Source organism: Rhodococcus erythropolis NBRC 15567, from assembly GCF_001552595.1.
Lineage (GTDB): Bacteria > Actinomycetota > Actinomycetes > Mycobacteriales > Mycobacteriaceae > Rhodococcus_F > Rhodococcus_F erythropolis.
On record NZ_BCRM01000005.1, the window covers coordinates 323,398 to 334,931 of the forward strand.

11 protein-coding genes are annotated in these 11,534 nt (G+C 61.2%); 7 read left to right on the forward strand and 4 right to left on the reverse strand.

The genetic code is table 11. The features are described 5' to 3' along the window. The first annotated feature begins 199 nt into the window (after window positions 1–199). On the forward strand, window positions 200–997 hold the full coding sequence (locus tag RE4_RS10950; protein WP_081098343.1) for an ArsR/SmtB family transcription factor: 798 nt from the start codon (window positions 200–202) through the stop codon (window positions 995–997). A gap of 451 nt (window positions 998–1,448) precedes the next feature. Here the strand turns inward: RE4_RS10950 and RE4_RS10955 are convergent, their stop codons facing one another. Then, complete coding sequence (locus tag RE4_RS10955) at window positions 1,449–1,721, reverse strand: hypothetical protein (protein ID WP_021333470.1); 273 nt, start codon at window positions 1,719–1,721, stop codon at window positions 1,449–1,451. Between the two features lie 58 nt (window positions 1,722–1,779). Here RE4_RS10955 and RE4_RS10960 point away from each other — a divergent pair, with 58 nt between their 5' ends. From RE4_RS10960 to galE, 5 genes are all read left to right on the forward strand, one after another. After that, the gene (locus RE4_RS10960; protein WP_060938567.1) at window positions 1,780–3,867 is read left to right on the forward strand and encodes a glycosyltransferase; all 2,088 of its coding nucleotides are present in this window, start codon (window positions 1,780–1,782) and stop codon (window positions 3,865–3,867) included. A 61-nt stretch (window positions 3,868–3,928) separates the two neighbouring features. Then, entirely contained in the window at window positions 3,929–4,201 is a 273-nt protein-coding gene (locus RE4_RS10965; RefSeq protein ID WP_020969628.1) for a PqqD family protein, read from the forward strand. Between the two features lie 7 nt (window positions 4,202–4,208). Further along, window positions 4,209–5,087 carry a phosphoenolpyruvate carboxykinase (ATP) gene (locus RE4_RS10970; protein WP_235867796.1) on the forward strand — a complete coding sequence of 293 codons (879 nt, stop codon included), beginning with the start codon at window positions 4,209–4,211 and terminating at the stop codon, window positions 5,085–5,087. Then, window positions 5,066–6,196, forward strand: coding sequence for a nucleotidyltransferase family protein (locus RE4_RS10975; protein WP_060938568.1), 1,131 nt, complete (start codon window positions 5,066–5,068; stop codon window positions 6,194–6,196). The genes RE4_RS10970 and RE4_RS10975 overlap by 22 nt, the downstream gene beginning before the upstream one ends. Then, entirely contained in the window at window positions 6,193–7,227 is a 1,035-nt protein-coding gene (gene galE / locus RE4_RS10980; RefSeq protein ID WP_060938569.1) for a UDP-glucose 4-epimerase GalE, read from the forward strand. Before RE4_RS10975 ends, galE begins: the two co-directional genes overlap by 4 nt. Here galE and RE4_RS10985 read toward each other — a convergent pair. Then, a complete protein-coding gene (locus RE4_RS10985; protein WP_060938570.1) occupies window positions 7,199–8,182 on the reverse strand; it encodes a hypothetical protein in 984 nt (327 codons plus the stop codon). The genes galE and RE4_RS10985 overlap by 29 nt on opposite strands. A gap of 489 nt (window positions 8,183–8,671) precedes the next feature. Between RE4_RS10985 and RE4_RS10990 the strand changes: the two genes are divergently transcribed. Then, window positions 8,672–9,805 (forward strand): GGDEF domain-containing protein, encoded by a 1,134-nt coding sequence (locus RE4_RS10990; RefSeq protein ID WP_020969633.1) that lies wholly within the window; start codon window positions 8,672–8,674, stop codon window positions 9,803–9,805. On the opposite strand, the gene RE4_RS10995 is transcribed toward RE4_RS10990, so the two are convergent. Together RE4_RS10995 and RE4_RS11000 are read right to left on the reverse strand one after the other, a co-directional pair. Then, a complete protein-coding gene (locus RE4_RS10995) occupies window positions 9,794–10,267 on the reverse strand; it encodes a DUF5709 domain-containing protein (protein WP_019748468.1) in 474 nt (157 codons plus the stop codon). The two genes, RE4_RS10990 and RE4_RS10995, sit on opposite strands and share 12 nt — an antisense overlap. A gap of 73 nt (window positions 10,268–10,340) precedes the next feature. After that, window positions 10,341–11,516, reverse strand: coding sequence for a lipase family protein (locus RE4_RS11000; protein WP_021344275.1), 1,176 nt, complete (start codon window positions 11,514–11,516; stop codon window positions 10,341–10,343). Between the last annotated feature and the right edge of the window lie 18 nt (window positions 11,517–11,534).

Genomic DNA, 11,534 nt, shown 5'->3' on the forward strand with positions numbered 1-11,534 from the left:
GATGCACCCGCCGACGAAAACCAGGATCGACAGGGCCACCGAGGCATACCCGACACCCACTCCAATTGCTGCCCAGTCCATGTGCCCAACCTCTCTTACGGTGCGATCCGGGATTCAGATCACATCTGCCTGAAGACATCACACCCTATTTATCCCTACTTCCGAAACCCGGCACGCCCAACCATTGACATGCAAGCAAATGCTTGCATATCGTGAAGTTGTGAACGACCGGATGAATGCAGCCTTCAAAGCACTTGCCGATCCCACGCGAAGACTTCTGCTGGACCGCCTGTTCGTAGTCAACGGGCAGTCGCTCGGTGAGCTGTGCGAGAGCCTCGACATGAGTCGCCAAGCTGTCACGCAACACCTCACGGCGCTCGAGGATGCAAATCTGATCAGCACGGTACGGCAGGGGAGAACGAAACTTCACTATCTCAATCCCGTTGCGCTCGAGGAGATTCGAGAGCGATGGATCAACAAGTTCGAGGTACCGCGCCTGCATGCGCTCAGTGCCGTCAAAAAACTCGCGGAGGAAGCCATGACCGACAAGCCCAGTTTTGTATATGTCACCTACATCGCCAGTACGGCCGAGAACGTCTGGAAAGCACTCACGGACGCGGGGGCCACTGCAGAGTATTGGGGACACAGCAACGTCTCCGACTGGCAGCCGGGATCGACGTGGGAGCACCGCCGGATCGACGGTTCGAACATCGCGGATGTAGTCGGCACCGTAGTCGAAAGCAGCCCACCGTCGAGGTTGGTCACCACCTGGGCTGATCCGAACGGTGAACCGGGCGTCGATATCTCGCGGGTGAGTTTCGACATCGAAGCCTTCGGCGCGATCGTGCGATTGACCGTCAAGCACACCGATTTAGCGGACGAATCGGCTCGCATGGAGGTAGCGGGCGGATGGTCGGCGGTGCTGTCGAATCTGAAGTCCTACCTCGAGACCGGAAATACTCTTCCGGTGGCGCCGTGGGAGATGCCGGTTGGTTGACGGTTGTCGACCGGGACAAACGAGTCCCCTGAACAGGAGGAGATCGCCGTACTTCTGTCCGAACAGTCGGCGCAGTCCGGACTCAAATTCGCATACCCGTCAAATATCGGCGCGTTCAGTCTGTAAAGTTGCCGGAAGGATGCTAGCGTTTTGCCCGACATCGAGTGAGGACGACCTCGTCTCGGACGCATGGGAGAAACGCTATGGGCGGCGACGCTTTTCAGAATGTTCCGGTTGATCGACGCAAGTTCGTCAAGACAGTTCTAGCGGCCTCGGCGGTAACTGTTCCGGTCGTGACGTCGATCAGCCTCGGTGGTGCGGCACCGGCCTTCGCGGCCGGTGACACGCCGAACCTCTCCGGAGCTCCTACTCGAGGCCAGCAGAATCCGAATCAACCAGGAGGCGAGCAACCAGGCGGGAATCAGCCCGGTGGTAATACTCCGGGAGGGAATCAGCCGGGCGGAAACGAGCCGGGCAACCCCGGATCGTCGGGAAGTTCGGGATCGTCAGGAAGTTCGGGTAGTTCCGGGAGTTCGGGATCGTCTGGAAGTTCCACAGGTTCCGGATCAACCGGTAGCTCGTCAGGTTCGGGTGGAACGACGACCGCCAAGCCCACCGGGCCGACGGAGCCGACAGAGCCGACCGTCCCAACTGTCCCAACTGTGCCGACCACTCGCACCGAGCCGACGTTCCCAACCAGCCCGACCAAGCCGACAGATCCCACGGAACCTGCGTAACCGACGTAATCGATACAACGCCACGGGTTCCCAGGGAGCACACCGATGCCCGAGTTCGACGAAGCCCTGCACCGCGCTCTGAAGAAGCTTCAGAGCGCGGTGCCAGTACAGGTGAAAGAAACTCCGCCGCACGGAGAATCTGCCGACCTCACCATTGCAATCGCGACCTACGACGATTTCGACGGCGCATACTTCACGATCCACTCGATCCTGGTCCATCATCGCGAGATTCTGGACAGAGTCGAATTCGTCTTGTTGGACAACAACCCCGAGGGGTTGCCGGCGCCGATGCTCGAATCGTTTGCCGGTTACATCGATCGGTTCCGCTACATCCCGTTCACCGACGTTCGATCGACTGCGGTGCGGGACGTCCTGTTCCGCAAGGCCACCGGAAAGTATGTCCTGGTCCTCGACTCCCACGTGATCCTGGCACCGGGATCGTTGTCGGCGTTGCTGGCGTATTTCGATGCAAATCCGGAAACTGACGATCTGATCCAGGGACCGATGCTCTCCCAGGATTCCTCGCACATCGCGGCCACCCACATGGACCCCAAGTGGCGCAACGGAATGTTCGGCTCCTGGGGAGTTGATCCGCGAGCGAAGCAACACCCTGACGTGCCTTTCGAGATCATCATGCAGGGCCTCGGCTCATTTGCCTGCAGGCGTGAGGCGTGGCCGGGATTGAACTCGCACTTCACCGGATTCGGCGGTGAGGAGGGATACATCCACGAGAAGTTCCGGATCAACGGCGGAAAGGTCGTCTGCCTTCCGACATTTGGTTGGCACCATCGATTCGAGCGCCCGGCGGGTGTCCCGTATCGAATAAATTGGGAAGATCGCGTTCACAATTACCTGCTCGGTTGGAGTGAGGTCGGATGGGATCTCGACTCACTCCATCGTCAGTTCTCCAGGTACCTCGGTGATTCGTATCCCGAGATTCGTCGCCGTGCCGAACTGAGCGTCCAGCGACCCGAGTTGGTCTTCGGCGGGGTGATCGTTCTCAGCGACGACGGCCGAGTAGCTCCGTGGCGTTCATGCCTGGCGGAGGCCGAGTCGATCGAACTGACCGTTCACCGTGCCATTCCGGCGGAGGACGACGGTCCGGATGGGTGGAGGACGGCCTCAGCGTTCGTCGCCGGACTCGACAAGGCGATTCTGCTGGGCTGGAAGTCGGTGGTCTTCCTGGACGAGGCTCGCGTGATCGAACCCGCGGTTATGTACAAGCTGCGGAACATAACAGACGACCTCCCCGCCGAAGCCGATGCGGCCGTCATCCACGCACACGGCGAAGACCTGGTCGGGGCTGCACTGATTGTTCGCGCCGCGGCATACCGAACCTTGCGAGACGAACTCTCTCGGAGCATGGACGGACCCGTGCGGCCCGACTTTTCACTGGCGACCTATCTGCTCGAGCGGGGCGCAGTCGACGTTGTGCTCGATCGCCCACTGTCGCCTGCCAGAGTAGGGGGAGAACCCACCCCGGCTGTCGAGGATTCGAAGTCGGACCTCGGTGTTGTCGTCGTGAATCTTGACCTCGATATTGACAGATGGAAGGCGTCCTGGCATCGATTCATTCGCTTACCGCGCGTAACAGCGGTGGAGAGAGAATCAGCTTTCGAGGACGTGATGAATCAGGAAGCGGCCTTTGCCGTCTCGTGGCGTCGCGCGGTTTCTCGGGCGACCGAGAAGAGCAGGGATTCGGTCCTCATTGCAGCTGACGACGTGAGTTTGCTGGATGCGGCTGCGTCGATCCTGGACCACGCACGTGAAGAGCTCGATCACCGCGATTGGGATGTCGTCCAACTCGGACACGACGCGAAATCGGCCGACGGAGCGCTGATCGACGGTTCGGCGCTCTTGCGCACCAGTCCCGAGAACCGTGGAGTTCACGCCGTCCTCGTTCATTCGCGCGCCTTCGAGCGAATTCTGGACGCGATTGCGGATCCGGAGGCAGACCCTGAAGCATTCGAAAAATGGGCGGGCCACTACCAAACTTTGGGCGACTACCTGGTGGATGCGAACGCCGGGGGAGCGCTCACGTGTCTGACGCTCGCACCCGGCATCGCCTCCACACGCAGCCTGATTCGTTCGGGCGCAATCGAATCCGAATACTCACGACGCTTCTCGCTCTGACACCACCCCCAACACATATAGCTCAACACGAATATCGGACTCGTTGGAACAAGGAGATATCTTGACGGAACTACTCGAAGACGCGAGGCCTCAGCGCTCACAGACGGTGGAGAGCAATGATCTCACCGACGGTGTCGTGCTGTACGACAGTTCCAGCGAGGTTGCCCATCACCTCAACCCCGTCGCGACTTTGGTGTGGGAACTGTGTGACGGCCGGACCGTCAGTGACATTGTCCAGGCGGTGTCGGAGGTGCTCGAGATCCCTGACCATGACGCGGAGTCGGTAGTCAGCGAGACCTATGGACAGCTGAGCGCCTCGCGTCTGCTGGTGTGAGAATCCCGTGACAGGCAGCCATGTACCACAATTCCGAACGCACTACCTGTGGGTTGATGCGATCGTGCGCGGCCCTGCCATACCCGAACTCGGTGTCATCGAGCATCGAATTGCCAGCCCCTGGCCCGCGGACCACAACGTCGAAGTTCGGATTCAGCGGAATCGATCGACGTTCGGTCGCTGGGACGCCACCATCGACTCGAGCATCGGAGGCAGAAAGGAACCGCTGATCGGTCTCGACGGACTCCACCTCGCGGAGAACGTTTACCGCACTGTGCACCGGGATGTCATGACGGCCGCAGATAACGAACTGTGGACACGCCTGCATGCCGCTCTGGTCGACTGCAACGGTGTGAGAGTGGCGATCGCCGGGCACTCCGGGGCGGGTAAAACCACCTTGGCGCTTGCCCTTGCCTTACGGGGTGCACAACTGCGAGCTGACGAAGGGGTCTTCATTCGCGGTACCGAAGCGGTGGGCTTGCCGCGCCGGGTCCACCTCAAAGCCGGTACGTTCGACGTTCTGCCGGACATCAAGGCGCACGATTCGCTGTATCTCCCGTATACCCCTTCGGTGTGGGCACTGGACCCGTCGACATTGCCCGCTACTCCCAACGTCGATTCGGCGGTTCGCGGAATCGATCTGGTGCTGATTCTCGATAAATGGGACGGGGGTCCTACTCGTATCGCGCCGATGCCCGCACCCCAGGCGATACAGTCGCTGGCCGAGCAATCCGCGTTGTGGTCCGACAATCACGGTCTGACCCTGAGAAACATCGCTGCCCTGCTCTCGAATGCCCCGTGCTACAGAATGATCCGGCACCACGGCGACACCGGCGCCGACACCGTGGAGGAACTGGTGGCGTCATGCGTGACACCCGGTACCTGATTTCGATGTTGGAAGCCAAGCACGGGGCCGACGTCATCCGTTCGTGTTCGCAGCGGGATTGGCCGCGAGTCATCGACGTCGCCGCCAGGCACAAGGTGCTGCCGCTGCTGGCCGCCCGCGCAGTCGATGCCGGCTTCGCATCGGTCCCGCCGGCGAGTTTCGCCGAAATGCTGTCGGAATCCGCAGCTAGCGCGTCGAGTCCGGAATTGACGCTGAGCCTTGTCCATCACCGAAACGCGCTTCGTATCGCGGACCTCGATGCGCAGCGCGTAGAACTGCAAGAGTTGTTACACAGCAGCGGATTTCCGACTGTCGCGCTGAAAGGTGCTGCCCTTCTCGAGCGAAGAATCTGGCCGAACCCGGCGGCACGACGGATGACGGACATCGACCTCTTGGTCGTAGATCCCGCACACGCCGTTCCAGCCAACGACGCGATCATCGACTTCGGCTATCGAATGGTTCGCGCGGACGAGGTGGCAGGGGATTCCATCGATCACGACGATCATCAGGAACCAGCGCTCCTTCGCGACGACCGTCACGGCTCCGTCGAAATCCATTCGCACTTGCTTCCGCGGTTCGCCCGTCACGCGTTGACCCGCGAGTCCGTGGTCCGAGGACTCAGCGCGGAGACCGAAGGATCCAGGCTTGCCCTTTCCGATGTCACGCTTCATGTCATCGCTCACGCGCGGCTTGCCGATCGCGCCTTGATTCGCGCCGATCTGGCGTTGAACAGCGTCTTCGACGTGGGGTACCTGTTCACCTCCGAGCCGTCACTCCCGGCGATGCTCGCGCGACGCCGATTGCCACGCGATGTCCGTCGGGCGGTGAACGTCCACTGGGCTGCGGTGGAATCGATCTTCGGAGTGAGTACCGGGGTGACGACCACCTCGGCGCGTTGGTGGTGGCAATGCACGCTGTGGTTGGCCGATCGCCCACGCCTGCACTCGCTCTACCGCGATCTGGTCATGGTGCCGCTCTTTCTCGACCGTGATCGGCTTTCCATCCGGGACGGGCGCGACCTACGTGGATGGGACTTGGCACGCGCACGCGTATCCCACTTCGTCCGTCGTGCGAGGACTGCCGTCGAAGATGCCGGGGGAGCAGCGTGAAAGTACTGATCACCGGCGGAGCGGGATTCATCGGAAGCACCGTGGCGTCGAAGTGCGTCGACGCCGGGATCGATGTCGTGATTCTCGACAACCTGCTGACCGGCCGTGCCGAATTTGCGCAGAGATTCCCGTTCTACCGCGGCGACATCGCGGACGAGAAACTGCTCGACAAGATATTCGCAGATCATCCCGATATCGATGCCACAGTTCACTGTGCGGCCTTGATCGTGGTCGGAGATTCCGTGAGTAGCCCGGCGCGGTACTACGAGAACAACGTATCCAAGTCACTGACGCTGGTATCGAGTGTCCTTCGGAACGGGTGTGAGCGCCTCTTGTTCAGTTCCTCTGCTGCGGTGTACGCGCCGAGCGACGGTGGGTGTGTCGACGAACATTGGCGGATCGCACCGCAGAGTCCCTACGCGCACAGCAAGGCTCAGTTCGAAACGATGCTTGACGACATCGTGGCGGCCACAGGATTATCGGCGATATCTCTACGCTACTTCAACCCTGTCGGGGCAGACCCGGAGCTGCGAAGCGGAACAGCGTCGGCACGCCCGACCCACGCACTCGGAAAGCTGTTCGAATCATATTCGGCAGGAATACCTTTCAGGATTACGGGGACGGATTGGCCGACGCGCGACGGATCGGGTGTGCGTGATTACGTTCATGTCTGGGACCTTGCAGACGCTCATGTTCGAGCACTCGAAAGGTTCGACCGGGTCACCGCTGATTCATCACGCATGACTGTGGTCAACTTGGGCAGCGGGCGGGGGACGACGGTGTGGGAATTGGTACACACATTCGAGAACGTGCTCGGCGAAGAAATCGACGTGGTCGTTGCCGACCGACGCACCGGTGACACTGCCGGCGCCTACGCGTCGAACGATCGTGCGTTACGACTACTCGGATGGGTTCCGACGTTCACCCTGGAACAGGGGATCGAGGACACTGCACGGTGGCTGGCCGTACGGGCGCACCTGCTGAATTCTGCGCCGCTGAGCGTCAGCTTGGTGGCTCGCCCTCGACGGTGATGTTGTTGCTTCGTAGCCAGAATGTGGCGTCCGGATCCCACCCGGCGAGCACGGTGGCCCCCGAGTTGGCCGACAACGGGATCGCGATGCCTGGCGTGGTCAGATAAGCCATCAAGGTCAGGTGGACGGCGTCGTAATCTGCGGCGACCGAAACCCAGTCCGGAATGAACCAGTCACGGTATTCACCGGTCGTGTCGTACCAAACGGAGCGTCGTGAAGCGGGCACTGGCAGGGGATAGGTATCGACCAGATTCGCCCAGTCCCGCGGACCGGTGATCTCGTAGATGCGGGGCGCGCCGTAGATCCTTACCGGCTGCACCCGCGCCTCGTTCGAGGAGCTGTCTTCTTCGAGAAACACCCCGAGGGCCCCGATACCGTCGCGGGCCCTGGTTGTTTCGGTTGTGCCGTTGGCAAAAGGGGTAGACCACCATTCGCCTCCGATGTTACGGTCCGGATCTTCGATCTGGTATTCCAGAAACCGGCGTTCGGTATCGAGTGCCTCATCGCGCCACTGTTCGAGGCCGTCCTTCGTGGGGTAAATCCGCAGGGGTAGGCCCGACCAGCCGTAAATAGGGTTTCGCTTTTCAACCAGATTCTGGTTCAGACGGTCGATCGGCTCGGTCCACCAGGCGGCGTGTGGCGAGTCGAGTAGTGCTCCGGCAATCGGTCGCAGCGCCGCTGCGACATCCGGCCGGACGAAGATCAGGTCTTCTTCGTCCGGCGGCTCCCAGTAGCGTGCGCAATCTACGGCATACGCAAGACAGTGCAGAATCTCGAGTTCGGACATCTCGGCGATTGCCCGGATATCAACAGCGCCGAGAACTTCGAGCGCATGTTCCGGCGATTGAGGCCAGTGTCCACCGGAGTTGCTTGCGCTGGCGCGGCACGCGTACCCGACGTTCGCACAGAAGCGACGGCCACGTGGTGAACCGAGGACGAGTGCAACGGAATCCATGTGAGCAAAGCTAGCGGACAGGCTGACGGGGGACGTCCGAATACCCATTACTTGACATAATGTAGATTATCGGCAAATTGTCGACCTGGCGATATCGGCTCATGATCCGTTTCCTGCGTCGTCGATCCGTAGATGCATCTGTCGACCATTCGCGTGCTTCCGCCCTGAACCGCTGGACGCATTGTGTGAGCTGATCATCTTGGCGTGCCCGTCGTCGGACAATCAATCGTTGCTCGCCGTCCGCCCCCGGCCGGCCACCGAGCAACCCTGCCGCTCAGGTGTCCAGGCCGCGCGGCAGGCCGCCTGACGCGGGTTGATGTTGATGGATGAGTCTCGCCCACTCCCAGCCACCCCGCCTCAATTCGTCACTGTGACGTATTGGCGACGACAGGCTCTGCGTGCGGGTGCAGTTCCATTGTCATCGCCACGGACTACTATCGCCGCATGTGTTTTATTTCGACCGGCCGCTTCGAATGATCAGTGGCCGCGATGAGTGACACACCCAAGGCCGTGCACCGCTGGCTTGCAGTGCCAGACCAGTTCGACCGATTCACGCGATTCTTGCGCGACAACGGAATTCTGATGCCGACTCGGATAGGCATCGGCATATTGGTTTTCCTCCTGGGAGTCACGATTCTGCTGAAGCGACTGGGCACCCATTCGGTACAGACCATCGGATTTCCGTTGGACGTCGTCATCGCAGTGCTCGTGATGATCGGCGGAACAGCGCTGCCGTTCACTGCGACGACCCGGGAACGGTCGTACCTTTTCGTCATCGCGGGCGACCTCGCTGTTGCGGTGATCGTGCTGGCGGAGGCCAATCCGGATCAAAGGCTGTTGGGGTGCCTCGTCTTCGGACTCGTCGGCTCGTACATAGCGTTCTTTCACAATCTTCGAGCGCAGCTGTGGCACCTGCTGTTTTCCGGGGCGGTCATCGTTATCGCCAGCATTGGCGTGTTCACCGATGTACCTTCCGGCCTCTCAGACGTCCTGGGACGCATTGCCTTTGCCATCCCTGTCATCACCGTCATACCGGTGGTCACGCAGATTGCTCTGGCGCTCCTGAGCAACGACGCTCAAAGCTCCGAACTCGATCCGTTGACGGACCTGCTGAATCGGCGCGGACTCTCACGGCGGACTTCCGAACTCCTGCAAGCGAAATCCAGCCTCGACCAGTCCTTGCTGGTGGTGGTGATCGACATCGACAATTTCAAACACTTCAACGACACCTACGGTCACGACGTCGGCGACCGCGTCATTCTGCGCACGGCGTATCGACTCCACGACTGGGCCAGATCGGACGCAGCGATCGCTCGTATCGGCGGTGACGAGTTCGTCGTCGTTCAGATCATGCCGTTGCCGTACGTCGGCGACTTGCTCGCACGGATCGCCCCCATCATGAACTCCCCTACGGGCGAACCACTCTCGACGACAAGCATCGGCATAGCCATACACAACGGCGGCTGGCCAGACGTGCAAGCAGCAGAAAGTGGCGTTCACGATCTACATCGCCTAGCCGATTCGGCGATGTACGAAAGCAAGAGGATGGGTGGAAATCACGTCCACTCCATCGTTCTCACCGATCAACAGCCACAACAGTCAGGCGGTCGGTCAGTCGTCTGATTCTTCGATCAGATGCATCGCGGCTTCCTCCGCCGACGCTGCGCCGCCGTCGATTCCGACGTCTCCGGCAATGAGTTCGCTTTCCTCGTCCTCGTATCGGCCCTCGTCTTCGGCAACGAGACGCCCGACGCGGCGATTTCCGACTTCGTCACCGTTCGGGAATTCTTCTTCCCGTTCGAATTCGTCGGCATCTGCCGGATCCTTCAGGGGATCTCCCAGTGACGCGTACGGATCGGGTTCTTCCTCGGCCAGGCGCTCGTCGAGGGTCTCCCCCGCCGATTCTTCACTGCCGGTCAACCCGTGGGCGTCCAGGCCCAATGGGCGTTCCGGTGGTGAGATTCCCTCGTCGAGAATGTCGTCCACGCCTCGATCGATCAGGGTGTCTTCGGGTTGAAGTTGGTCGTCGGGATCGAGACTGTAATCGCCATTGCCGGCCGCGCCGGTGTCATCCGTGTCGCTCATACGATCAACGATGCCACGGGCACACCGAGTTGGCCATGTGCCGCGCCTGCTCGATACATCACTCCGGAGACATTCAGCACGAACGCGGGGCCGGCACTCCGTCGAACCGGTCCTGCAGGTACTCGAACGCGGTGGGCAGACCGAGGACCGCAGTGGTGAGGTGGTCCGGGCTGGGGAACAGCTGAGATTGAACCGTGGCTCCGGCGGCGCAGTACCGAGAAATCGTGTTGACCACCGAATCGATGGGGATAAGGACGTCGTCGGGCGTGTGCCATTCGAATACCGGGGCAGTCGGCACACCCGGATAGAGCTCGACGCTGTTGTCGTCCATAACCTTTCGCACTTCGGGGCTGGACAACAGGGAAGTCGACGTCGACACCTGGGAAGCGCTGCGTCCTGCGCCAACTCTCAGGATGTCGTTGGTGCACGCGTTGGTGAGTTCGGTCCGCATCGACCGACCGAGGTCGTTGAGTTGATTACTCAGCGGAAGAAGATCGGGGTACTCGCGTTCGAGGCCCATTGCGGCGGCGAACGCGAGGCCGAATGCCGGGTGCGGATCCTGTCCGAGGCCGTTGGCCATCTTGGACAGATTCATCGGAACGCCGCCCTCGGCTACACCGACGAGGTTGACCTCGGGTGCGTAGCTCGGGGCCAGTGCGGCCGCCCACGCGGTGGCCATGCCGCCGCCGGAGTAGCCGGCAATACCGACTGGGCTGGCGCCACTACGCAATTCGGGGATTTTCTGAACGGCGCGGATACCGTCGAGCGTGATCTGTCCGCCCAGGCGCGCGGCGCCGTAGGCGCTGTTGGGTCCGAGATGGTCAGGAAGGGCAATGGTCCATCCACGTTGAAGCGCGACGTTGAGGATGGGCGCTTCACGGATGACGATGTTGGGATCCGATGCGTAAAGCGCGCGAGATGGCGCACATCCCGTTCCGAGTGCGTTGACGATGTGCTGATAGGAGAGCAACGGGCCGTCTTGCGCTTGATTCGGCGGGACCAGGATCGTGCTGACCGCGGCGATCGGCTTGTTCTCGGAGTTCGTGGACCTGTAACTGACCTGCCAGATCGCGACGCCGGGAAAGGTCATCAGGTCAGGGGCCCGGCGCACGGAGATCGGCGTGCCGGCGGTCCCCTCGGCCGCTGCTTGCGAATAGAACGGGTCCGGGTCAGGCGCCGGATATGCGGGATCTGCTTGTGCAGTCCACCCGGAGAGAAGTGCGGCAGTCAGTGCAGCAGCAGTCAGCATCGATCCGGTAAACACGCG